This window comes from Neobacillus sp. NPDC097160 (assembly GCF_044762155.1).
In the GTDB taxonomy this organism is placed as follows: Bacteria; Bacillota; Bacilli; order Bacillales; family Cytobacillaceae; genus Neobacillus.
This window is the reverse complement of sequence record NZ_JBIWDU010000011.1, coordinates 199,285-223,383: the sequence shown is the minus strand read 5'-3', so window position 1 is coordinate 223,383 and position 24,099 is coordinate 199,285. Positions and strand designations below refer to the sequence as shown.

At 35.8% G+C, this 24,099-nt stretch carries 25 protein-coding genes, 1 pseudogene and 1 riboswitch; of the genes and pseudogenes, 16 read left to right on the top strand and 10 right to left on the bottom strand.

What is annotated here, in order from left to right; all coding sequences use genetic code 11:
• The first annotated feature begins 72 nt into the window (after positions 1-72).
• The 3 genes from ACIQXV_RS17275 (at position 73) to ACIQXV_RS17265 (ending at position 3,679) form a co-directional block, all read left to right on the top strand.
• Positions 73-1,299: a nucleotide sugar dehydrogenase gene (locus ACIQXV_RS17275; RefSeq protein WP_402960446.1), complete on the top strand. Its 1,227-nt coding sequence runs from the start codon at positions 73-75 to the stop codon at positions 1,297-1,299.
• A gap of 36 nt (positions 1,300-1,335) precedes the next feature.
• Entirely contained in the window at positions 1,336-2,421 is a 1,086-nt protein-coding gene (wecB, locus tag ACIQXV_RS17270) for a non-hydrolyzing UDP-N-acetylglucosamine 2-epimerase (protein ID WP_402960445.1), read from the top strand.
• Between the two features lie 322 nt (positions 2,422-2,743).
• Positions 2,744-3,679 carry an acyltransferase family protein gene (locus ACIQXV_RS17265; protein ID WP_402960444.1) on the top strand — a complete coding sequence of 312 codons (936 nt, stop codon included), beginning with the start codon at positions 2,744-2,746 and terminating at the stop codon, positions 3,677-3,679.
• Between the two features lie 542 nt (positions 3,680-4,221).
• Here ACIQXV_RS17265 and ACIQXV_RS17260 read toward each other — a convergent pair.
• From ACIQXV_RS17260 to tagU, 3 genes are all read right to left on the bottom strand, one after another.
• Complete coding sequence (locus ACIQXV_RS17260; protein WP_402960443.1) at positions 4,222-4,497, bottom strand: DUF5348 domain-containing protein; 276 nt, start codon at positions 4,495-4,497, stop codon at positions 4,222-4,224.
• Between the two features lie 73 nt (positions 4,498-4,570).
• Positions 4,571-4,720, bottom strand: coding sequence for a hypothetical protein (locus ACIQXV_RS17255; protein WP_402960442.1), 150 nt, complete (start codon positions 4,718-4,720; stop codon positions 4,571-4,573).
• A 371-nt stretch (positions 4,721-5,091) separates the two neighbouring features.
• A complete protein-coding gene (gene tagU, locus ACIQXV_RS17250) occupies positions 5,092-6,018 on the bottom strand; it encodes a polyisoprenyl-teichoic acid--peptidoglycan teichoic acid transferase TagU (protein ID WP_402960441.1) in 927 nt (308 codons plus the stop codon).
• Positions 6,019-6,728: 710 nt separating this feature from the next.
• On the opposite strand from tagU, the pseudogene ACIQXV_RS17245 reads away from it, so the two are divergent.
• A pseudogene (locus ACIQXV_RS17245) lies at positions 6,729-7,178 on the top strand (dTDP-glucose 4,6-dehydratase); the annotation flags it as partial.
• 313 nt (positions 7,179-7,491) lie between these two features.
• Here ACIQXV_RS17245 and ACIQXV_RS17240 read toward each other — a convergent pair.
• Positions 7,492-7,728 (bottom strand): hypothetical protein, encoded by a 237-nt coding sequence (locus ACIQXV_RS17240; RefSeq protein ID WP_402960440.1) that lies wholly within the window; start codon positions 7,726-7,728, stop codon positions 7,492-7,494.
• A gap of 181 nt (positions 7,729-7,909) precedes the next feature.
• A riboswitch (cyclic di-GMP riboswitch) is annotated at positions 7,910-7,994 on the bottom strand.
• A 360-nt stretch (positions 7,995-8,354) separates the two neighbouring features.
• On the opposite strand from ACIQXV_RS17240, the gene ACIQXV_RS17235 reads away from it, so the two are divergent.
• From ACIQXV_RS17235 to ACIQXV_RS17220, 4 genes are read left to right on the top strand one after another with little or no spacing between them, the layout of a single operon-like run.
• Entirely contained in the window at positions 8,355-8,810 is a 456-nt protein-coding gene (locus tag ACIQXV_RS17235) for a transposase (RefSeq protein ID WP_402960439.1), read from the top strand.
• 53 nt (positions 8,811-8,863) lie between these two features.
• Positions 8,864-9,547 carry a magnesium chelatase domain-containing protein gene (locus ACIQXV_RS17230; RefSeq protein ID WP_402960438.1) on the top strand — a complete coding sequence of 228 codons (684 nt, stop codon included), beginning with the start codon at positions 8,864-8,866 and terminating at the stop codon, positions 9,545-9,547.
• Positions 9,481-9,750 carry an ATP-binding protein gene (locus ACIQXV_RS17225; protein ID WP_402960464.1) on the top strand — a complete coding sequence of 90 codons (270 nt, stop codon included), beginning with the start codon at positions 9,481-9,483 and terminating at the stop codon, positions 9,748-9,750. The genes ACIQXV_RS17230 and ACIQXV_RS17225 overlap by 67 nt, the downstream gene beginning before the upstream one ends.
• Positions 9,720-9,845: a magnesium chelatase subunit ChlI family protein gene (locus ACIQXV_RS17220; RefSeq protein ID WP_402960463.1), complete on the top strand. Its 126-nt coding sequence runs from the start codon at positions 9,720-9,722 to the stop codon at positions 9,843-9,845. The genes ACIQXV_RS17225 and ACIQXV_RS17220 overlap by 31 nt, the downstream gene beginning before the upstream one ends.
• Positions 9,846-9,985: 140 nt before the next feature.
• Here ACIQXV_RS17220 and ACIQXV_RS17215 read toward each other — a convergent pair whose 3' ends face one another.
• Entirely contained in the window at positions 9,986-10,534 is a 549-nt protein-coding gene (locus ACIQXV_RS17215) for a hypothetical protein (protein ID WP_402960437.1), read from the bottom strand.
• Between the two features lie 277 nt (positions 10,535-10,811).
• Positions 10,812-11,513 (bottom strand): toxin regulator, encoded by a 702-nt coding sequence (locus ACIQXV_RS17210; protein ID WP_402960436.1) that lies wholly within the window; start codon positions 11,511-11,513, stop codon positions 10,812-10,814.
• Between the two features lie 244 nt (positions 11,514-11,757).
• Between ACIQXV_RS17210 and ACIQXV_RS17205 the strand changes: the two genes are divergently transcribed.
• From ACIQXV_RS17205 to ACIQXV_RS17190, 4 genes are all read left to right on the top strand, one after another.
• On the top strand, positions 11,758-11,985 hold the full coding sequence (locus tag ACIQXV_RS17205) for a hypothetical protein (protein ID WP_402960435.1): 228 nt from the start codon (positions 11,758-11,760) through the stop codon (positions 11,983-11,985).
• Between the two features lie 180 nt (positions 11,986-12,165).
• A complete protein-coding gene (locus ACIQXV_RS17200) occupies positions 12,166-12,393 on the top strand; it encodes an Ig-like domain-containing protein (protein ID WP_402960462.1) in 228 nt (75 codons plus the stop codon).
• A 21-nt stretch (positions 12,394-12,414) separates the two neighbouring features.
• The gene (locus tag ACIQXV_RS17195; protein ID WP_402960434.1) at positions 12,415-13,062 is read left to right on the top strand and encodes a hypothetical protein; all 648 of its coding nucleotides are present in this window, start codon (positions 12,415-12,417) and stop codon (positions 13,060-13,062) included.
• Positions 13,063-13,730: 668 nt separating this feature from the next.
• The gene (locus ACIQXV_RS17190) at positions 13,731-13,958 is read left to right on the top strand and encodes a hypothetical protein (protein WP_402960433.1); all 228 of its coding nucleotides are present in this window, start codon (positions 13,731-13,733) and stop codon (positions 13,956-13,958) included.
• Between the two features lie 269 nt (positions 13,959-14,227).
• Here the strand turns inward: ACIQXV_RS17190 and ACIQXV_RS17185 are convergent, their stop codons facing one another.
• The 4 genes from ACIQXV_RS17185 to ACIQXV_RS17170 all read right to left on the bottom strand — a co-directional run bounded on the left by ACIQXV_RS17185 (position 14,228) and on the right by ACIQXV_RS17170 (position 17,582).
• A complete protein-coding gene (locus ACIQXV_RS17185; protein ID WP_402960432.1) occupies positions 14,228-15,403 on the bottom strand; it encodes a hypothetical protein in 1,176 nt (391 codons plus the stop codon).
• Between the two features lie 220 nt (positions 15,404-15,623).
• Positions 15,624-16,877 (bottom strand): replicative DNA helicase, encoded by a 1,254-nt coding sequence (locus tag ACIQXV_RS17180; protein WP_402960431.1) that lies wholly within the window; start codon positions 16,875-16,877, stop codon positions 15,624-15,626.
• Positions 16,878-16,882: 5 nt separating this feature from the next.
• A complete protein-coding gene (locus tag ACIQXV_RS17175; RefSeq protein WP_402960430.1) occupies positions 16,883-17,215 on the bottom strand; it encodes a replicative helicase loader/inhibitor in 333 nt (110 codons plus the stop codon).
• Positions 17,163-17,582 carry a conserved phage C-terminal domain-containing protein gene (locus tag ACIQXV_RS17170; protein ID WP_402960429.1) on the bottom strand — a complete coding sequence of 140 codons (420 nt, stop codon included), beginning with the start codon at positions 17,580-17,582 and terminating at the stop codon, positions 17,163-17,165. The genes ACIQXV_RS17175 and ACIQXV_RS17170 overlap by 53 nt, the downstream gene beginning before the upstream one ends.
• 171 nt (positions 17,583-17,753) lie before the next feature.
• Between ACIQXV_RS17170 and ACIQXV_RS17165 the strand changes: the two genes are divergently transcribed.
• The 4 genes from ACIQXV_RS17165 to ACIQXV_RS17150 form a co-directional block, all read left to right on the top strand.
• On the top strand, positions 17,754-19,904 hold the full coding sequence (locus ACIQXV_RS17165; RefSeq protein WP_402960428.1) for a hypothetical protein: 2,151 nt from the start codon (positions 17,754-17,756) through the stop codon (positions 19,902-19,904).
• Positions 19,905-19,932: 28 nt separating this feature from the next.
• On the top strand, positions 19,933-21,327 hold the full coding sequence (locus ACIQXV_RS17160) for a PhnD/SsuA/transferrin family substrate-binding protein (RefSeq protein ID WP_402960427.1): 1,395 nt from the start codon (positions 19,933-19,935) through the stop codon (positions 21,325-21,327).
• Positions 21,328-22,343: 1,016 nt separating this feature from the next.
• Positions 22,344-23,246, top strand: coding sequence for a hypothetical protein (locus ACIQXV_RS17155; RefSeq protein WP_402960426.1), 903 nt, complete (start codon positions 22,344-22,346; stop codon positions 23,244-23,246).
• A 464-nt stretch (positions 23,247-23,710) separates the two neighbouring features.
• On the top strand, positions 23,711-24,099 hold a 389-nt coding region (locus tag ACIQXV_RS17150), incomplete at its 3' end, for a hypothetical protein (RefSeq protein WP_402960425.1).

Genomic DNA, 24,099 nt, shown 5'->3' with positions numbered 1-24,099 from the left:
AAAGGATTTTAGGGTTGATTTGTTTTATTGTGTTTGGGACTGTTTAATGTAAATATGGAAGGAAGAGTAAATATGTCAATTGTTAATATAATTGGGCTAGGGTATATTGGTCTACCTACAGCCCTAATGTTTGCAAAAAGCGGGGTTAAAATAGTAGGTACTGATTACAATGATAACCTAGTAAATTCATTAACTGAAGGTAGGCTGACTTTTAAAGAGGATGGATTAGAGGAGTTATTCAAAGAAGCTCTTTCTAATGGAATTGAATTTACTACTGAATACCAGAAGACAAACACTTACATTATTGCAGTTCCAACCCCGTATATTTTAAACAGTAAGAAGCTTGATCCGAAGTATGTTATTTCAGCTGTAAATAGCGTTCTTGATGTTTGTGAAAAAGGCTCAGCATTAATTATTGAATCAACAATTTCACCGGGTACAATTGATAAATTTATTCGCCCCGAGATAGAAAAAAGGGGTTTTTCAATTGGAGAAGATGTGCATTTGTTACATGCTCCGGAAAGGATTATTCCTGGTAATATGATTCATGAACTTGAATATAATTCAAGAACAATAGGGGCAGATAATCCAGAAATTGGTGAAAAAATTAAAGGACTATATTTAAATTTTTGTAAAGCAGAGATCGTTGTAACAGATATTAGATCAGCAGAAATGTCTAAAGTTGTTGAGAATACGTATAGGGATATCAATATTGCATTTGCAAATGAGCTAGCTAAAATTTGTCGTACAGATAATATGGATGTGTATGAAATAATAAGAATAGCAAATAAACATCCACGTGTTAATATATTACAACCTGGGCCAGGTGTTGGAGGGCATTGTATTTCAGTAGATCCGTGGTTTCTTGTGGGGGACTATCCAGATCTTACAAATCTAATTTTGACAGCTCGCAAAATAAATGATTCTATGCCTAGACATGTACTTGGGCGAATAAGAGATATTATGAGAGAACATGGTTTTAAAGATATTTCAAAGGTTGGTCTTTATGGACTAGCATATAAAGAAAATGTCGATGACGTTAGAGAAAGTCCTACACTTCAATTATTAGAAAGAATGGATGAACATTTGGCTTTTGGCGTTAAAGTATTTGATCCGTTTGTAAAAACAAGAATAGTAGAACATCAATTCCTGAACTTTGAAGACTTTTTAAATGAAATAGAAATTCTTGTAATAATGGTGGGGCATGAGCATATTAAAAATAATATGGGTCTCATAAAAGATAAACTGGTTCTTGATACAAAAAATATCTGTGTATTTGATGAAGCATATAAATTATAAAGTAAAGTTGGTAGATCTAAAGTAAAGAAAAAAGTCATGGTAATATTTGGGACACGACCAGAAGCAATTAAGATGTGTCCATTAGTTAATGAACTAAAATCAAGGGATACGTTAAAAACTGTTGTTTGTGTTACGGGGCAACATAGAGAAATGTTAGATCAAGTCTTAGATGCCTTTAAGATAGTCCCTGATTATGACTTATCCATTATGAAATCAAAACAGACATTATTTGATGTTACCATAAATATTTTAGAAAAAATGAAGTCTGTGTTGGAAGAAGTAAATCCTAATGTGGTTCTAGTCCATGGTGATACTTCCACTACATTTGTAACATCATTAGCATGTTTTTATTTGCAAATCCCAGTGGGTCATGTAGAGGCTGGATTAAGAACTTATGATATTTATTCCCCGTTTCCAGAGGAATTTAATCGTCAAGCCGTTGGAATTGTAGCGAAATATAATTTTGCCCCAACGGAGATGTCAAAGGCGAATCTTATAAAAGAGGGGAAAAATCCTTCTACTGTATATGTAACGGGTAATACTGCTATTGATGCACTCAAAACTATGGTTAGAGAAGATTATTCCCATGAGCAACTTGATTGGGCAGCAGGTAGCAGACTTATTATGGTAACTGCTCATAGAAAGGAAAATCTTGGCGAACCTATGAGAAATATGTTTAGAGCAATTAAAAGAATTGTGGATGAATACTCAGATATAAAGGTAATATATCCTATTCATATGAATCCAGTAGTAAGAGAAGCAGCTAATGATATTCTAGGAAATTGCGAAAGGATAAAAATCATTGAGCCCTTAGAAGTCTTAGATTTTCACAATTTCCTTTCAAGGTCCTATTTAATACTTACTGATAGTGGTGGTATTCAAGAGGAGGCTCCAAGCCTAGGAAAACCAGTATTAGTAATGCGTGATACGACTGAGAGACCTGAGGGTATAGCAGCAGGCACATTGAAACTGGTTGGAACAGAAGAAGAAGTTATTTATCAGACTTTTAAACTGTTACTTGAAGACAATGCAGAATATGAAAAAATGAGTCAAGCTAGTAATCCATATGGAGATGGATTCGCAAGTAATAGGATAGCTGATTTGTTGGAGGAAAAAAATTAGGTTTGTATTCATACTAATGGAAAAATTAAGGGACATATATCGGTGGCCCCAATCAGCTTAAGTTTAATGCAGCAAAGTGTGAAATTAGTTCAAAGAGGTGAGGCCACTCTGTTTTTTATCTCTTGGAGCGATAAGTCTTTATGCGGAAGATAACGAAGTCATCGCTTGTGGAAATCATACTTAAGTATAATTTCACAAGCGATGACTGTATTCCTTCTTTTCTAATTTAAAACATATTTAATCCTTGTAGTTATAAAGATAAGAGTTCCATTGTCTTAAAATAGGCTTATCCTTATTAAGATCCTTGGAGGAAATTTAATGAATGGTACAGGTGTTAGGTCATTCTTTTCCAACTGAAAATATTTCAAAGATTGCTTCATGGTTAAATAATTTTATTTATAGTTTCCACATGCCCTTATTTATGACTATGTCGGGATTTCTATTCATTTATTCCGGTGGAATTAAAAATAATTATAGTAGTTTTATTCAAGGGAAATTTAATAGATTAATAATACCTTATATTGTATTAAGTTCAGTAGGTTTTGTCCCAAAGAGTTTTTTATCGCAATTTGCAATGAGACCAATAGATTTGAGCTTTAATGTATTTATAAGAAATTTATTCATACCAGAAGAAAATGTAATAATATTCTTTTGGTTTTTACCAACATTATTTTTAATATTCTTAATAAGTCCTATTTTTTTGAAACTATTAACAGAAAAGTCCTATATTATATTATTTACTTTATTATTAGTTTTAACAAACATTTTAAATCCGTTTATTAATATTAGTCATTTTAACTTGAACGATGTAGCTTTTTACTTAATATACTTTTGGATAGGTTATTTGCTTGCCAAATACTATGAATTTATTAAGTTTATTATAAATAAAAGCTATGTGTTAATATTAAGTACATGTATTATGATAGTTGCAACTTTTAATCAATATGATTCAAGTTTTTATAAATTGTTGATAGCAGTAATAGGTATTACTATGTCACTATCTTTTGTAAACTTTTTGGAGAATTATAATACAAAAATTCTAAATTACATTGATGGTTATTCATATCAAATTTACCTTTTATCTTGGTTCTTTCAAACGTTCTTTATGATATTAATCGGTAATGTATTTGACATTAATTACTGGGTAACACCTTTATTTATGTTTCTAGGAGGGTTAATTTTGCCTGTATTAACTACGAAGGTAGTTAATGCGTATTTGCCGAAGCTAAATATTTTAATAGGGATGAAATACAAATAACCCAATTAAATCTAACTCTTCTCTTAACAGTAAAAAGTACACAAACCTCTCCACCTTGCCCTATCTGGGGGCTAGTGGGGTCAGACCACTAGCCTTGCTCGCATTGAAAAATAATACAAAAATGCAATGAAAAGTATTCACTTAAAATAAAAAAACTCCTATTGTAGAAGTTGTTGACCTTGTTTTGTTCCCTTAAACAAACAAGTCTTCTACAAAGGAGTTTTTACTTTGAGTAATAAAAGTATAGGTCAAGAAATGCTAATATTGTTTTTGACATCCTTAAATTACCTAAAGTTGACGGTATTTCCAATCCAGAAATTGACAAGTATAATGACCCTATATTGTATAATTCTGGAGACGTCCCACAAAAAAATGTATATTGCCATTGAAATGTGACACGAGTGCCAAATCTCAGAGCCACTTAAGACAAATTCTAGTGACAATCCGTGCCATCTTAAGAACCTCGCTGGCATAATGGTGTTACTGACGTCCGATAATGTCTTGAAATTGCCGGTGTCCATTGTCTGTAATCTGACTAAAATTCAGACCGAAAGAATGGGGGGGGGCTCGCAACCTGCCCTAGCTCCCCCTAGTACTAAATATACCTGATAGATTTCGTTTGTCTTTAAATAAAATTTTGTGTCATTTCGGCCAACGATAATATGCCATTCCCTTCCGAGTTCTATACGGCACGATAGCTTTCTTCCATCCCCAAGGTGAAGCTCAAACCAATCACCATCAAGTCCCTCTCCTAGTAATGGGGAAATAAGTTGAAAACGATGTACTGCAATTTCTTCTGCTTTTTTTTGATCCCTCATGTTAACACTCTTCTCAATGTGTATACCATGAGTGTAAATCAGCTTCTTTCGGACAAAAATGCAAACGGGTATGTCACCACAAATTAATATTTACAATTGGACGGACAATTCGCCCCAGCCATCCAGAGGCATCGCCCACCAGCCGTCCTAATCTTTGAAGTGCTGTCATTGAAGTTGCGGATGGCAAATCCAATGGGATATTTTCCTGTTTTGTTCGAAGCATGATAGAAACTAGGCAACCAATCCAATAATCTACAAAACTGTTAAACCAAACTTCCCACCTAAAAAGAGTAAATTCATCCGCAGGAATATCGTACAATAACCATAGTTGTTTTTTTGAGGGACGTCTCCCGTATAACCGTTGGTCCGGTTATACATTATGGGAGGCGTCTTTTCCTTTCTACAAAATTAGACAATATAAGGTCAATATACTTGTCTAATTCTGGACAGGCAATACCGTCATCTTTCGGTAATTTTGGGTTATCAAAAACATTTAAGACATTGTTCCAAATGAAAAAAGGTATAATTCTATCATCTAATGGGAATTATACCTTTTTTCATTATTAGCAATTTATAGTATCTCTTTTTTCAGTTCTAGTTTAATTCTAATTGAGTCTTCAATTCATTTTGAACGCGTTGCTTTTCTTCTCCTGAAACCAGTCCATAATATATTTTATCTATTTTGGTTCCTTGTTCCTTTATCTCCATTTGCTGAATGTTTTTACTAGCTTCTTTGTAATTTTTTTGAATGTCCATTAGCTGATCGAATGTTAGGTTTGTCTTTACATTTTTGCCTAGTGCAGCGAAAATATCTGAGAAGTTAGTCAAGCTTGATACACTTGCCCCTTCTTGAATGACTCCTTGAATAATTTGGCGCTGTCTTGTCTGACGGCCAAAGTCGCCTCTAGGGTCTTCGTATCTCATTCTAGTATAGGCTAAGGCCTTTTCTCCATTAAGATCTAATTGTCCTTTTGTAAAATGGATTCCATCTTGAGTAAAATCTAAATCATTCTGGACTGTAATACCACCAACAGCATCTACAATATCTTTAAAACCTTCCATGTTTACTTTCATGTAATAGTCAATGGGAATATCAAGGAAGTTTTCAACTGTATCCATTGCCATTGGAATATCGCCAAAAGCATATGCATGATTAATTTTATCTTCTTTCCCTTTCCCTACTATTTCAGTCCTTGTATCACGTGGAATACTGAGCATTTTTACCGATTTATTGTTTGGATTGACGGTTAACACAATAATGGTGTCAGAGCGACCCTTATCCCCTTTTCTTTCGTCAACACCAAGCATTAGTACAGAAAATGGGTCTTTTTCCTTGAAAGTAACTGGAGCCTTACGTTTTTCAGATTGTTTACGATCAATTGGTTGGTGCATCGTATCGACAGCATTTTTAAAAGATTTATAAACGGTGAAGGCATACGCTCCCCCTCCAATTACTAATACGAGAAGAATAATACCAGTAATTTTCAGCCATTTTTTACTTTTCTTTTTTTGAGACTTCATTCGATTAAATCCTCCAATATATCTATAAATATTTCAAACCTAGTAAATAGATTACCAGAAAAATAGGAAATTATATATAGAAAAAATGTGTAAAATGTCGTTTTGAATTTAGAAGGGACGGCTTTCATCCAATATTAAAGCTGCTTTTTTACTATTAATTATGTCGAAAATGCAGAAATGTATTAAATGAAATGTTGAATGATGGTGATAGTCGTTGAAAAAGGAATTGTTACCGTCATTCCAAAGGTACTCTAGCTGGTACCATTGCCAATATTGCCTTTGTAGCCATTGAGAATGTAAAGATTGTTGGTAAGGTCGCCAAAGGTGAAATGACTGTATTAGAAGGCCTAAACAAAATGGAGATTACTACTACATCTATTGTAGCAGGGCTTGCAGCGGGTGAGAAGATACATTAATTGGTGCTCAAATAGGAGCTGTCTTGGGACTATTCGGTGTGGACATTGGTGGTTTTGTTGGCAGAACTGTAGGATATATGGTAGGGTCTAAATTTGCAGAGACCGTCGTTAAGGGAGTACAAAAGGTAAGGGGAAGTAGCCACTACTACAGGTATATCATTTGTTAAAAGTGTTTCATCCAATGTCAAAGAAATTAAAGGTTTAGTCCGTAGCCTTTTTTCATGATCTTCCTTAACATTCCGAATTTCAGGGGCAGAACCAGTAGCTATCAAGTTAAGAAAAGTAGCTGGCTTAAAGCTTATTCCCTTAACCATTTTTCGTGTGCTTAATGATGAGAAGGTACCAGTATATGGTGACGGCAAAAATATCCGTGACTGGTTGCACGTACTAGATCATTGTGCTGCTATAGATCTTGTTCTACATGAAGGTGTAAATGGTGAAATCTATAATGTTGGCGGTCATAATGAGCGAACAAATTTAGAAGTTGTTAAAACTATAATTAGCACATTAGGAAAATAGGAAGAACTAATAGAATTTGTTATTGACCATTTAGGTCATGATAAGCGCTATGCTATTGACCCTACAAAGTTGGAGAAATTAGGTTGGAAACCGACTTATACATTTGAAACGGGAATTGCTCAAACCATTGAGTGGTATTTAGATAATAAATGGTGGTGGGAGCAAATCATTAGTGGGGATTACAAGAATTATTTTGAAAAACAATATACGTTTCATCAAGATTAATTAATATATTTGTAGGACTGTCTGTTTTTTATACAGACCGATTACTTGATACAAGCATTTCTTGGGGCAAAAAAATCTGCATCTTACATACATAATGCAGATTTTTTTTCATCCAGATTGTCATTGATTAAGTACTTACTAATGTTTTCTTGATTTGATCGGATAAAGTTTTGTAGGCTGTCCGGGATAAGCTTGTCCACACACTCTAGAGTATGTGGATTCAAGGAGACCTTTAACAATGCTTTTTCTTGCATATCTAGACATTTAACTGATACCTTTAGTTTTTTATTTGCTATTTCTACGATTTGATATCTCATTGGGCAGTCGCACGTATACTTGGTTTGAATAGTCTACAGAATGCCTGTTTAAGATTTTCAAGGCATTCTACTCGTATTCTTTCTTCACAGACAAAGTCATTAAGCAATTCACTTTTTAACCTAGAGTAAGTCATCGAAATTTGATCATCTGCTTGCTTATTTACATGATTTTGTTTTGCTTCATGTAGTAATTCTCTTTCATAGTACTCAACAGAACCGAATAAAACAGTCATTCTGGTTTCCACCCTTCTTCGAACTAAATTTAAAAAGGTAATTTTAAATACTAGCAAAACTCTACTGCTTTCCTTTTTTGTACTCCTATTCTCTTTAAAAAGAAAAAAAGCCCACAAAAAAGATTGGTGGCCAAAATGTATGTTAGGCTAATAAAAAAGCTTTAGCTGTATATCCAATCCATTTGGCAGCCCGACTATCATAGCACTTTCGCCTTAGATTCGCAGCTTTGCGTCCCCGACTTTCGAAGGGTTTGCCTTTTTCTTATTGATACTTTTATACTATTACTAAGAAGTGCATTTTTCAACAAAATTCATCATTTTTTGCAAAAATATACAGGACGTTAGGATCAGACCCCCACTCAGCTAAAGTTTAAAGCGGTAAAGCACAAAGGTTTAATCCAAGAGCTAGTCTCTATGGTTTTGTTCTTTAATTTGTCAGAATTTATTATCAAATTTGGTAGGAATTTAGAGGTTTTTGTTGAATTACGTATTTGGTAAGGAACTTAGTTGAGAGGGGTGCCCTAGTTGTCAAGAAATCACCGCATTTGGTTTCCTGGTGCCAAGTATCATATTACGAACCGAGGTAATCGGAGGGCTGCTTATTTTATGATGATTTTGATCGTGAAGTGTACATAGAGCTCCTAGAAGAAACACGTAATTGTTATCCTTTTTGTCTCCACACCTACTGCCTCATGACCAAGCACATTCATCTTCAATTAGAAACCCTTCACCATCATCCAAAAGATATTATAAAAATGCTGAATTCTAGATATGCAATGTATTTTAATAAACGTCATCACCTTGTAGGTCATGTTTTTCAAGGCAGGTACGGAGCAGAACTAATTGATACTGCGGAGTATCTATTGGAAGTTAGTAGATATATTCATATGAATCCAGTTGAAGCGAAAATGGTGAAGTTTCCTCAAGATTATCGGTGGAGCAGCTATATGGCTTATATATCGAACTCCACAAATCCACATGTTACAACCTCAAAAATATTATCTCATATTCTTGAACCGCAGAAAGAAAATTACCGCAAATTTGTTGAAGGTGCAGTAACTATAATTCCTTCAAAATCTTAGTGTAATGGAACATTTTAAAAAGTTTGATAAGAAATAGTAGGAGGTTATTTTCAATGGCTGTAAAAGCGTTCAGTATTGGATTAAAGGGGCTAGAAGGTTATCTAGTGCAGGCAGATGTAAGGATCAAACCTGGTACGGAATCGATGGTGATTGTTGGTTTGCCGGATGCCTCAGTAAAAGAGTCGAGGGAACGTGTCATTGCGGCACTTGGTCATTTTGATGTTGATGTTACCGATCGAAAGATAGTCGTTTATCTTTCACCATCAGAACAAAAGAAAAATGGGCCACTATTTGATTTGGCCATCGCGATTGCTGCTTTAAAAGAGCTGAGTTTGATAAAAGTGGCGATTCCAATGGATACTGCGTTTATTGGTGCATTATCTCTTGATGGCATGGTTGTAAAAGCTGAGGGGATGCTGCCGGCTCTGATTGCTGCCAAAGGTTTGAGTTTAAAGAAGATCTATTTGCCGTATGATCCTGCAATTCCTATCCAAATGTTAAAAGATTTGGATTGTATTGTGGTTCAGCATATCGAAGAAGTAGTCCAGCACTTAGAAGGGCATGAACTACTGCCTTTTCTCCCTAATTTAACTTCAAATGATCACATGTCACTTTTTTCGATTCACCGCAAAAGAATTTCCGATCGCCACAAAAGAATTTCCGAAATGTTATTGGCCACGAGCAAGCAAAACGGGCACTTGAAATTGCTGCCGCGGGTGAACATAATGTGCTCATGAGCGGCCCGCCAGGGTGTGGGAAAAGCTTGCTTGCAGAAACCTTTCCTTCCATATTACCGACCCTTACAAATCAAGCGCAATTAGAAGTCATGAGCCTGTACCAGTTGGCAGGGGAGAGCAGAAACCTTCATCAAAATGCATCCCCATCATTCAGCACCTTCGGTGGCCATTATTGGCGGAGGCTCTTAACCGGGTTCAAATAAAGATTATTCGACTGGCAAGAACCATATCAGATCTAGCAGGAGAGGATAAAATAACCGACACAGCCATTTGGGAAGCAATGACACTAAGAAGATAGGGATTTCATAAACAGCAAGCTGTTGCGAGGGAGACATAACTTTTTCCAATACAGTCTAACCCACTGGCGACATCTAGCATTTCTGCTTTACCGCATTAAACTTTAGTTGAGCGGGGGTCTGATCCCATAGCCCTCATAAATCATTGAATTTTCCTTAGATAAAAATTCTTTATCGCTCCAAATGCTGGTATTATGGTCCCTACGGCTACCATAATATTTTCAAAATAAACATATAAAGCCTTTTTTCGTAGCTCCATAAAATACTGATTTCCATCTAAGTATTCCATAATAACGAATCCTAAAATTACCAGTACCCACGCGTAGATACCAATTAAGGCCCGCCAAACAGGAATTTTATAAATAGTAATCTCTTTATCTCGTTTCTTATTAGCATGAGGTAAAAGTGAAATAGTTAATAATATAACCGTAATATCACTAGCATCAATTAAAAACTTGGATGAAAAAATACGATGATATATTTCTTTAAAAAGGAATAGTAGGAAGCAAAATAGAAGGATGAAAAGTAAATATTTTGCTAGTCTTTGCATTATTTCTTTCGTTTGATCAAAGGCAATTATTAATGTTTTACGAGGAGGATAGGATTGGCAACTATTTACTCCATAAAGCAAAAATAGTAATAAAGTTGAATTTCCAATTAAAAATATGGCTAAAAAAAATAAATAAATCATAATTTTTGATATCACCTAAATGAAAGTTTTTGATTTCCAATAAATATTATAACCTTTAATGGTATAGAATTTTAGATAAAATTTTAACTGATCGAGATTGAAAGAAAAAATTATAAGTACATTTAAAATATTTTGTAATTATTGGTAACGATTGGCAGACAATGGGGGATAAAAAATAGACTCCCCCCAAACTTGGGCGGGGGCCTATTCGTGTTGTCTTCATATTTATACGCACTTTTATGCGTACCATTACATTTAGTAACTGGTGCTAATTCTTTTACTGCTCTATTTTCTCAATAGATAGACCAGGAATCGATATTTGACCACCCATTGTAGATTTATAACTAATTAAACCAGATGATACTCCCATAATTGTAATTACATCATCTTCTAAAATTCTGGAACTAACAACCGATTTGTCAAATTCTCCGAAAAGAATAGTGTCGTAATCCTTATTAACAGCAAATCTAATTTGAGTCGTACTGCTACCTTCAATTACTTGCACCACTTTTCCACTAAATTTGGCTTTTTGACCAACATAATCATCGGGAGTTCTTGCCAATTGATCATACGTAATTCCTGTATTATAACCTTGTTTTTCCTTTTCTTCTGCTAAACGTTTTTCTTCGGCAGCCTTAGCTTCCGCTTCTTTGCGAGCAGCTTCTTCTTTTGCTTTTTCTTCCGCTAAACGTTTTTCTTCGGCGGCTTTAGCTTCTGCTTCTTTTTGTTTACGCTCGTCCTCTTTTAATTTGAAGAAGGGTTCTGCTTCTTTAACTTTAGCATCCAACTCTTTATTTTCTGATTGCAAACTTGCCACTGTTTTTGCTTTAGTAGATAACTGCTTTTTTAATGAATCTACTTTTCCATTTGCTTTATCTACTTGATCTTGAGAAGGTCCAGCAGACGCTCCAATAATTAAGGCAATTAATGCAGTTAATACATATCTCCATCTTTTTTTTAAGAAACCAAATACCTTCACTTTCTTTTCCCCCTCATGTAGTTATCTTTCTATAGTTTAATTTTAACAGTTTGCTGAGTAAAAAGAACCAGGTATATTAGAATAGTTTTAAAAAGATTAATCACGGTGCCATCATAAAAACAAATTTCGGTCCAAAATGCGTTCATCTGGAATGCCTAAATATATATTTAGTAATATTAATAGAAGAGATGAGCTTAATTTATAATAATAGGAAGTAAAAAACATAAGCCATACAAAGTATGAAATGGTATTTGATGATATAAAAGAATTATTAAGAGATGATTTAACGGGCATTACTTTAGCTCGAGAATATATTGCTCAATATGTATATCAAAAGAAGGATTCACTTCCTTTTGAATATAAAGGTGAAGTGATAGAAATATGTGATTATTGTGTTGCTCCTGGAAGAGCTGAAAAAAAGAACATGGAATTTCGGGGTCAGACCCCCACTCTGCTTAAATTTTGTAGATGACTTAAATAATGGATTTGCTCTACTAGGTAAATTAACTAAGCAAGAACTATTTCAGACCTAATGGGGGAAGACAAAATAACCGACACAGTCATTTGGGAAGCGAAGACTTTGAGAAGATGGGGGCTTCATAAACAACAATCTGTAGCAAGGGAAACCTAAATGTTGTTACATAAGAATTGAATAGCGTCAACGGCACCAACTATAAATCCAATTACACAACTATCAACGTCTATTAGTGGTACTGCCACTCATGAAAGTAATATTAAAATATTAAATGGCAGCAATAAGGTTGTTGGAGAAGGAGTTACTGATTCTTATGGAAACTATTCTGTTCCAGTTACCCCTTTAATTGGTGGCGAATTAATTACCGTCCAATCCTATATGCTTGATTCTAATGAAATAGGTTAATCATTAAGCGATGTTGAAAAGGTGTATATTGAAGAAATTACGGACTTAAAAGATACCATTGATGGAGTTAGTAGCTTTGGCAGTAGTGCGGAAGTGGTGGTTTCAAGTAATCTAGTAAACCAATCATCATTAAGAACTAGTGCAGCTACTATGAAGTATGGGCCATTTCCAATTAATATAAATACTAAATTTAATCTAAATACAGGAAAAATTCCCGCAGGCGCTAAAGTTACCATTATTCTATCTGATGGTGTTCAAAAAGTATCTCTTCCAGAAATGACTGTGAAAGAGGCTCCCAAGCGTGGGTGGATTCAAAATCAGGGCCTTTGGTTTTATTATGATGAAAAAACAGGTGTAAAGAAAATAGGTTGGTTTAATGACAGAGGAACATGGTATTACCTTAATCAGTCAGGTACGATGCAAACAGGTTGGATGAAATCAGGTACAACATGGTATTATTTTAACAGCGAAGGTGCCATGCAGACTGGCTGGTTGAAAGACGGTGCAACTTGGTACTACTTCCAGGGCAGTGGAGCGAAGCAAACAGGCTGGTTACAATCAGGAAAAACATGGTATTATTTTCAGAGTAGCGGTGCAATGCAAACAGGTAGGGCAAATATTTCAGGTACCTGGTACCTTTTTGATAATAATGGGGTATGGAAATCCTAGTCACCATTCATTTGGTATACTTACCCGCTTAAAGAAGATTAACCTTATAATACGATCTTAAATAAAGAAATCAACATAACCGAGGGATATATTCTTCCCTTGGCTTTTTCCATTATTTTTGTTCATCAATTAAAAAATTTATTAAATAAATTACAGTGCCAAATGACGAGATTTGTAGAGAAATGGTAATAAGCAGAAAATACATAAAAGAAGGTGACGCCTAGTGTAAATAACTAGGCAAACAATAATATGAAAATATGTTTTACGGTGATAATACGGTATTTAATCAAACGATTAGTTAGTTTATTTCATAAGAAAATAGTCGATATTTGTGTTATGGTGGGAATAGCTTGATTGTTATGGGATAGTTCCATTTATCTTGCAAAATTCAACAATATTTTTTCGCTCTGGACATATTAGAGCCTAATTTGGTAGTGTTTATCCAGGTTTTAACCAAATGTTTGATTAGTATCGATATTGCTTGAAATTCGTAAAATCACAAAGAAGATTGTCATATGGAAATTTGTATTCCCAAACATTTGGTGAATAGAAAACCACTGCCCCCCACTTTACCCAGTTTGGGGGCAGATAATTATGTAATTGTTCGCAATGTTGTCACAAGGGATTTTCATTTTTCTGTATAAATTATAGTTAAGGAAGGTGAACAAATGAAACCAGGAGAAAAGAAAAATTTTGTTTTGATACCGTTTTTAGGACTGATTGAAGCAGGAGATACGAAGAAAGAAACCATGGAAAGAATTGAGCGGGCAAGGGCTGACAAGGAAATTGCGGATAAAAAGACACTTAGAAGACTACGAAAGAAATTTCCTAATTGTACGATTGTACAAGATGGGCTGAGCTGGAATATTATACCTCGCGAGGATGTGGAGCTCTAGGTGCTTCCTGATGTGCACTTGCGAGTGAAAAGGGAATTTTACATCAAATTACTGCCATTGAACGCCAAACCAACCACCCAAGACCATCTGGTAACAATAGTAGGGATCTGAAAATTTATCTAAAAATAAAATCTCTAAGCTTAAGGGCTAAAGAGATTTTTTATTTTTGGAATTATGAAACAGAATTTCTTATTGGAAAGGGAAAGTGGCCTTCTGATGTCTTTCCATAATTTATAGACAGGGGAGAACCAATGGATTTTATCAAAAAGCTACTTCCCATACACTTTTTTATTTGAATCCTCTATTAGTCTTGCTTTAATAACGGGCGCTTGTTCATAAAAAGTTCCTCCATCGTAATATATACTGTACTGGCTTCCGTTTAGGTAATCGCTGATAAACGATTGGCTTTTTGAATAATTGCCGACCATTTCACCATAGATATCAATGAAATCGCCTTCCACTAACGAGGTTCCGGTTGGAAAAAGGATGAAAACATCATCTCCGTAGTAATCATCGTCGGTATATGCTGTAGCAAGTGAAAGAATTGTTTTCCCACTGACTTCCTGGATGTTAAAAATCTTTCCGGCGAAGTGGATTTTCTCCCCTTTGTGTTCCTCTGGGGACTTTTTTAACTCCTTATAGTCTATATCCTTGCATTGTTCATCAAACTTATTACGCTTGATGTTACTGATATACTTTTGTGCTTCCTCATATCGATTTGAGCTTTTGTTCACCATTTCAAACTCTTTTATGGCCTTTTGTTCTTGTCCATCATTCATGAAAGCAATACCGTTATTAAAATGTTCTTCATTTTTATTAACTTGTGCTTCCACCAGCTTTTTTTTACTTTCTTCTTCCTCTTTTTTCTGTTGTACTTTTAATTTCTCTTTCACTTGGTTCAACAACTTAGTGGCATCTTGAGAAGATGGATCAAGTCTCAAAACTTGATCTAAATCTGTTTTCGCCAATGTATATTCTGATTTACCAATATGAGTTTCTGCACTCATAAGAAGTGAATCGATTTGCCCTGAGTTCTCCGAAGATTTCGCAGTTGCAACTGCCTTCTCGGGCTTTTTCGAATCGGAGGTTGTTATTCCTATGACTAATAAAGCAGCAAAACAGAAACCCGCTGCTCCTGCTAATACACCAAAAAATACAAGTACTTTCCTTTTCCAACCTTTAAGGACCTTCACAATTTCTTGTTCTATAATAGTTTCTAACTTCTTTCGGGCAATGCAGAGATTTTTATCGCTTAACTCATCATAAACTTTTCCCTTTAAACTCTTGATCAGTTCATGTTCTTTGAAAGTTTTGTTTTTAAGATACCTTATAGTGTTAGGGTGTTTTTTGATAATTCTTCTAATCTTCATCCTTAATGATAATCTACTATTGATTGAGATGAAAACTATTATCAGCAATGCTATAACAATAAACCAACTACTCAAGTTCTTACCTCCCAACGATGTATGAAGCTATACGTATGATTTAGAAAAAAGGCCGGAATAACATGAAATACTATAGTTAAATATTACTATATTTTAAAGACAAAGGGGACGGTTCTCCTGGCTTTTTTGGATATGGAAAAGTAAATTAAAAAGCGCCATAAACCGTCCCTGTGGCTACTCATATCCATAAATTGTCCCAATTGCTTATTGAACCCGAGTTCTACTGTTCCGGTTGGTCCGTTCCGATGTTTGGCAAGGATAATTTCCATTTTTTATCTATTGATTGCGAGTCTTTTGAATAATAATTCTCTCGATAAAGAAAGGCAATCAAATCGGCATCCTGTTCGATTTGACCGCTTTCTCTCAGATCGGAAAGGATGGGGCGCTTGTCCTGGCGGCTTTCGACCCCGCAGCTTAGTTGAGAAAGGGCGATGACCGCGACTTTTAGTTCCCTTGCCATTGTTTTTAAGGCTCTGCTAATCTCGCTTATTTCTGCTTGGCGATTTTGCTTGTAAGTAGCATTTCCTTCAATCAGCTGAAGATAGTCAATGACCACCAGCAGCCGTTTCTCTTCGCCATACACCCGCCGCATCTTGCGCACCTTTGACCATATATAGGGGATATTCATCCCAGCCCCGTCAAAAATATGGAGATTCACCTTCGAGAGTTTCCCGATGGTTCCGGTAAATCGCTGCCAATCTTCGTCTTCGAATTCCATTTTCGGGTTCCTCATTTTACGGCTGTTGTTGTTTCCTGTAAAGCCGGCAATCCGGCGCACAAGCTGTTTCTTTGACATTTCTAATGAAAAAATTAAGCTCGCATCCTGTTTGGCCGCATGGAGGGCAACATTTAAGGCGAAGGCCGTCTTTCCCATACTGGGGCGTGCGCCAATAATGATCAGATCCGATTCTTGAAAGCCGCCAATCAACTGATCTAAATCGGAATAGCCGGATGGAATTCCCGTGATATCACCGAGATCTTTTTCACATTCCTCGAATAAATCCGCAAGTGAGACTAAAATATCCCCGTTGTCTTCATCGACTTGATCGTCCCTTACAGCGACTAATTCCTGAATCCCGACACTTAAGGTGTTGCTGATGTCGGATTTTTTTGCCTGTTCGATGATGGTGCCGGCAATTTGAATCGCTTTTCTTTTTTGATGGTATTCTTTGACAAGCATTTCATAAAAGGAAAAGTTGGCCGTTGTCGGAACACTGCCGGCTAATTGTGTAAGATAGCTAACCCCTCCGATCATCTTCACCTTTTCGATGCCGAGTTCCTCCACGACGGTGATGACATCGATTGGTTTTCCCTTGCCATCGGCATGGCGGATGGCCGAATAAATGAGCTGCAGCTTCCATGAAAATAGCTGCTCCGGACGAATACCACACTCTTTCACCAAATCCCCGTCTAGAAAGAATGCCCCTACCATTGCTTCTTCTGCTTCCTGATTAAATGGTTCATGGCCTTCCATTATTCTCACCCCCTGCCAATCCCCAATATTGCTCTCATCTTGGACAGTTCCCGTTGGATTAACTCTTCACTTGCGGGTTTGTATTTTGCTGTGATGAGTTTCTTGGTCTCTTCTAATGTTGGAATCCCCTTCGTGCCTCCTGATTTTTGCACCAAGTCAGCTATTTTTGGCGGAAAAGGGGAGCTTCTTACAAATTCATGCAGGTTTGCTTGCGTCTCTTTCAATGAATAGTCTTTCAGCATTTCATGCCACAGATTGACTTTCTCTTGATCAACGACAAACTGATCATAAAATACCGCTATTTTCTTTAACAATTCGAATGTCCCACGCTTCGTCATCTAGATCGAAATCCTCCTCGTCCAGCGTTTTTTTGAAGGGCTTCTGGTTCAGATACGATTCAAATTTGTTGCCAAATAGGGTGGTGGGCCTTAGGTATTTGCTCATTTGTGGGTGAAACAGCCATTCGGAAGTCTTAATATCAATGACTTTCTTAAAATCTTCCAATGTAAATCCTTCTCTTATTCGTGCTTGGATGAGATCTCGGGTTTTATGGGTAGTGGGCTTGTAGTCTGCCTTTATTGGCCAAGGGGATGGTTCTGGTGGCTTATTTAGTGAGTTAATGGAGATTGATGTAAGATATGAAGTTGAAGAGGTTATCTCCAGTTTCAGTACTTTAAAATAATAGGAGAAAGGGTAATTGGACATGAGACTTTTTATGCATATAAGTTTGTATTTGGGTTTAAATTGTCTCGAAAGTTGTCGAAAATTGTTGAGTTTAATTAAGTTAAGATAATGGTAGAATGTAAATATGCATAGTGCTTGTGTGACTATTATACTATGAAAAATCTTCTTTTATGTAGGGTGGTGGCCAATTGAATGAAAACCTTAAGAGGTAACTATTTAATTATATTATTAATTGTTTTTGTGACGGCATCATCTGTATTTCATGTCCCGAATGTACATGCAGGCAGCGAAGGCGGGAAAATAGAAGACCTAGTTAATGAAAAAAAACTTAATTGGACTAATTTTGATCAATTTGCGAAAGGCTTGGAAGAAAACCAGAAGTTTTACGCCATACATTTAAATGGGAATTTAAATTACCCTTCTCTTATTTCTCCTAATATTTCCCCAATGGAAATTGTGGAATTAGCCCAGGACACCAAGCGGGCGACTTTAAGTAAGGAAGAACTTCAAAAGGAATATTCGAAAGTTTTCGATAACTATTTTTGTTATTATGTTGAGGATTCCAACGGGAATACGTATCTCCTCATTCTTGACCAGCTCGTTAAGGTTAAAGTGGCAACGAATAGTAAAGATTTTTTACTTACGGTCGACAGCAACCATTATAAGGATTTTAAGAATAATGGTTACGTAGAGCTTAAAAAGGGTCAAACGTATAAATTTAAAATCGAGAAGCAGGGCTACAAAAGTTTTGAGAAGATGGTCGATTTAAGAGGTAATAAATCTAGTTACACGCTAAAGGCAGATCTTAAGAGTACCACCAATTGGACAATTTATATCGTGGTGATCTTAGGTATTGCAGGAGGAATAGGCATTTGCATTTGGTTCTTTTATAAAAGACGTAGAGATGAACAAAGGCGTAAGCAGCGGGAACAGGAGTCAATACCAATAAGAAAGCCACTTGAAGGGACTAAAACGCAAAAGTCGGGGAAACCGATTTTGGGAACAAGTCCATTAAAACCTAATCCCAACGATGATTCATATGAAGTCATTTCCGAAATCTATGGGGAACTTCCCCTGCTTAAACCTGTTACGATAGCTGGCGTCATTCTTGACCATTCTATTATTGATGATGAGAGTAAAGCAGCCTATATAATTCAGGCTTTAAATAGAAAAATCAAGATGCCGATTACAAAGATTGATTCATTATTAAGAGAGATGAAGGAAATCATTATTACTGAAAAAAGTAGAAATGATAATTCCGAAATAACTGGCTTTTTAAGAAAAATTCATTCAATGGAGGAAGACTGCAAAATAAATAAGGGAAATTTGGAGTTAGATATTGATAGGCTGCGGGCTTTAAAAAGAACATTGGAGCCTATAAAGGAGTTTAATTATACTATTCAACCGATTTTAGACAGTTATAATTCATTGCTGGTCCTTTATTTTAAGGTGTGTGATTTATCCAATGAAGTTCTCTCCTATAAGTATAAAGAGAATAAGAGATTAGGGAATGAAGAAAGGGAGATAAATGGTACACATAATCAAGAAGCAATGGAAATGATCAAAAATACAGTTATGCCAATGATTAATACCTTGATGGGCCAAATGCAAGATGTGCAAAGTAACCTAGGCCATTTCTCTGTTTTAATTGATAATATGGAGAAATATATCGAAAATGTGGTTTTGTCACGAATTAAGGTATTGGAAAGTAATCAAGAGCAGAGTATTCAGGAAATCCTGCAAATCAGAGAGGATATCGTTAAACTTCCTGAAGAAATTCAAAAAGATATTGAGAAAAAATTATTACTGAGTAAATCAGAATTGAATGAGGAATTTAATCAGCAAATGGAAGCCCTTAAAATGGAAATGGAAGATAAGATTCAAACTATTAATCATTCCGTTCTTTCTAAACTGGACCAGCTAAATAATCATAATCAACAATATCAGGATATTGCATTGATGATCAAAAAGAGGATTCCTGTTAAATGTCCACCTGTTATCATTAATTCGCTAACACTAGGCAGATATCTTTTTCATTATCAAAGGGAAATTTTTAAAAATGATGCATCCGTTATTTATTTAGCGTACTGCAAAGCCTTGGAAAATATTTTTAATCCTAAGAGTGATAAGAACTTTAATTTCGCAGCCTTCCTTTCCGATCATCCAATGCTGACTAGACATTTTAAAGATGTAGATTTTCAAAGAATCAGGGAAAATAGAAATAATGCTGCTCACACAAAGAAGGTATCTTTAGTTGAGGTTGAACGAATCGATCAAGAGTTACTAGAGCAAAAAACAAATAATGATGTATTAATTGTAAGGTTAATTAAACATTTTTTCTAAACCAAATGAATGAGAAAAGAGTGCTATTATGAAAAAACAACTTGGCAGTGTTGTCGTCTCTGTATGTTTATTAACTGGATGTACTACTCCTTTTGCTTCAAAAAGTGCAGACAGGTCCTTAGATAAGGATTTGGATGGGGTAAAATACCAGCTGTTAGAGCTGCAAAATCAACTTGAAAAGACAAAAAATGAGGTAAATCGGAATAAGGTATTAATTCAAGATATGGAGCAGGCTGCAAATAAACCAAAATCCACGGGTCCTCAGTTTGTAAATGCCACCCAGCTTAATATTCGGGAAGGGGCAGGGCTGCAATTTGAACCGATTGGCACGGTGACTTTAGGATCTATCGTTGATATAGTCGATACTTCCAATCCTCTATGGTATAAGGTGAAAATTGATGTTGCAGGGCTTACATCTACAAAAGATAAGAACTCGATTAAGTATAAAGACAGTAATGGAGATCGGTTTATTATCTCGAATAAATATGAAAATTCTTTTCAGCAGCTAAATGATTCTAACCAGCTATATGTTTCAAGTAAATATCTTTTGCAGCAACAAGAAGCGAATACAGGTGTCAATGTACCTGCTGATCCGAAAAAACCATTTACATATGGTTTATTATTCTTTGACCCTCAGACTGCAAAAGTGATGGAAGGTAAGATATGGAGTGAGTTAAAAGATCAATTGATCGATAAAGGCTATGATGGGATCAAGGTAGTGTACGTTAACCGCGAGACATTTAAAAAGGACGTGGCTAACAACAAGTATGATGCAGTAGAAAGCGCTCCAAGTGATTTTATTGGAATCAATAAGAATCCAAAGAAACCTGTATTAAGCGCCTTTGCTAAAACGGTAGATGAGACTACTCGTCAAGATCATTATAGCGGAATAATTATTGTGAACAGAGATAGCGGCATAAATGATTTTGAAGATTTAGTTGGAAAGAAAATAGCTGTGCGGGATAACTTTTCGGAGTCAGGCTTCAAATACCAAAACTATTACTTGAAAACACAAGAAGACATTAATATTGAAAAAGATGCCAAACTCGAGACAGGCTATTATCACCAAGAAATTTTATTTAAAGTGTCATCAGGTCAAATTGACGCCGGATTTGTGGGAGACTTTGTCATGACCGACCCGCTATATGAGCTAAAATGGGCTGCTGATAAGGTGGGTGTAAAGGTAAATACAGATCAAGAGCTTCAAGCTCTAAGAGAGAAGGTCTATATTCTCCCTTACAAAGGCAATTTCAATCCAATCCCGAACAACCCTCATTCACTTAAAGCAGATCTGGCGAAGGACAAAGAATTCGTCAAAAAACTTAACGAAATCGTAACAGACGTTTACATAAAAAATAAAGAAGGATTCGACCTAACCACCGCCAATAATGAAGAATACGAGTTTTTAAGGCAGTTTGAGTAGGGAAGGCGGGCCTTTTTCGGTGCGAATATCACATCCGGAAGCAGGCGAAGGTTCTTGTGCTTCCTTTTCATTTCAATCACAACAATTTAGGGTGCAGTCCTGCTGCTGAAGTAGGGGGACTGCACCCTATTTATTTGGATAATATTCGGACTATTTCATTTTGAAATACCTCCCTTTTTACCGCACTTTATGATTACAGTGGGGGGATACTCCTCATAATTCGCTTTGCTGGGTATGGGGATAAATCCAGTAGAAACATAATCGATGGTGCCTTTTTCTAGTAAGTTTTTTGAGACAGATTTCAACATTGTTTTTAGGCTATTAATAAGACGAATCCGGACGAGGTTTTCTTTCAATTAAACCATTAAGTAGTGGCGGAGATAGGTGGAATAGATAGACTAATGTAAGTTCACGGAAGACATTCAATTAGTGTGAAAATGTGCATTGTTATCGCAATTTTCCCCGGCAATTCTTGACAATTTTCTTTTCAGATTTGTAGAGGAAATTCATATAAATCAATACTTTGCTACTATTTAAAACAAATGTTTGAATAGAATATCATATATGGAATTTCGTCGAAAGGATGTCGAATGGTGATAATAGTGGTTCAAATCATCAGCTTCCCTATCATTATTGCACTGTTCGGCAATTTTTTTACAGCTTGGGACGGGAAAGGGCCTATATATCAAGGATTCCCACTGTTTTAATTAAACGTTTGTTTGATAGGGAAAATAGTTGGGAATGGTCGAGGTGTGTCTGATTGTGGAATGGAAATGACAAACGTCAATTGTTTACACTGAGGGAATCAGAAGAACGTCACCTGTTTTGAATATAATAGCAAAAATGACCCAAAAAGGCGAAAATCGGCTTCAAAATTCACTTTTTAACGCAAAAAAGAGGTTTTTCGTATAAAAAGTGCCGTCAAAAGTGAAATTGAGCAGTTCGATTCACACTAAAAAACCCGATATCGTAGAGGTGCCGGAAACGGAAACTTAGCGGTGAAAGGGTGGCGCAAAATGATGAATTTGAAATCAGGCAAAATTGAGGGATTTGAACAGTTTTCACAATTTGAAAGTTTGAAAGAGTTTAATCACCATATAGAAAAGTGGCTGCTAGAACACAAGACTGATTTTTCAAAAGGGGAGCTGGTCGGTTTAAAGCGGCTGGTTCGTTTTGCTGCGAAAATCCCTGGAGTGTGTAATGCCAAAATTGGCACTGTGTTAAAAGCGATCCATGATGAATACTGCGATAACGGTATTTCCCGCTCCACGTTTAAACGGATGATCGGCAAAGCAAAAGAATTAGGCATTTTCACTGTCAATGAAATCGAACGAAAAAACTTCTCGCAGTCCAGCAATTTCTATGTGTTTAATCGTTTTCCTGTAAGTGAACCACCTAAACAAGAAACATTGAACCACCCAAAAGAAACTACTAATCTTTTAAAAACTGAAAAAGATCAAAAGATAAAAAAATGTAAAGAAGAAGCGCCTGAATTAGATTACACCTTTGTGAGCAACCGTGTTCCAAAGGATTTTGTCCAATTTGTTAAATGTTTCTTCGATGATGCAAAGTTAATCGAAGAATACTGGCGTATGGTCAATATCTTAGCTTTTGACTATAAACTCCATGGAGAAACTGATGCTATTGTTGGTATTGCTATTGATTCCTTTCGGCAATTAATTAGAAAGCTAAAATTCACAAATGTCGTGCGAAAGCCGATTGCCTACTTTTACGGGATCTTGAAAGAGAAGTTTTTTGAGTATTATGATGGCTGGGTAAAGGAAATGGATGCAGACAAGCCAACTAAACCGTTCCTTTATCATATTGAAGGGGAATACTTTGAATGGGATTGGTTGAACGGCGAAATCTGGAAGATGGTCAATTCGCTTCAAGGTGATGAACGGATAGTGTTTATCTAAGAATTGCAGCGACAGTTCTCATGATTCCAAAGTTTTATGCCGTATAGAGCTGTCTATATGGAGTATATACCTGATGAAACATTGGTTGGCTAATTACTCGTCGCAGAAATGAAGGTTATCAATTTAAGGCATAAATATAGCTTGAGTAACTTATAGGGAAGTCTTACAATTAACTTAAATAGGTTATTAGATAGGAAAAAAGGGGAATATGATGGGACTTAGATCGGTGGAGTGATGCAAACCGGTTGTTAAAAAATCAGCAAAACTTAGTACTATTTCAAGAGCAGCGGTGTATGCAAAAGGTTGGAGGATAATTATAAGTATCTGGAACTATTTTAATAATAATGGGGTGTGGATGCTGTAATTCTTTTCACCTTCCCATGTTAATTAACACATGAAAATTAACTTAAAATATCTGTTACATGAATTTTTAATAAGCTATAGGGAGAATGGGGATTTATGCCATGTTAAATTACTATAAAAAAATGCAACTTTTTATAATATTAATCGTTTTGATATTTCCGAATGTATCCAGCTTAAACAAGGCATATGCTGAGGGGGATAATAACCTAAATATCCGTGTATCAAATATTCCTAGTAATATTGGAAATTTAAAACTATTAGTAGAAGGGAGCAATGGAATATCCTACCTGCTTCGTGAAGAAACAAAAGGGCAAGGGACCTTAAATGTTGGGGTAAAGCTTCCAGTAGGGAATACCTACAGGATTAGGGTTATTGGCTATAATGCAGGAGAAACTTTCCCACAAGTCATCGTTGGCGGAGAGGTGAAAAGCCTATCGGTAACTGAGGGTCAGACTAATAACGCCGCCATTTCGTTAGAGAGGGCAAAGGT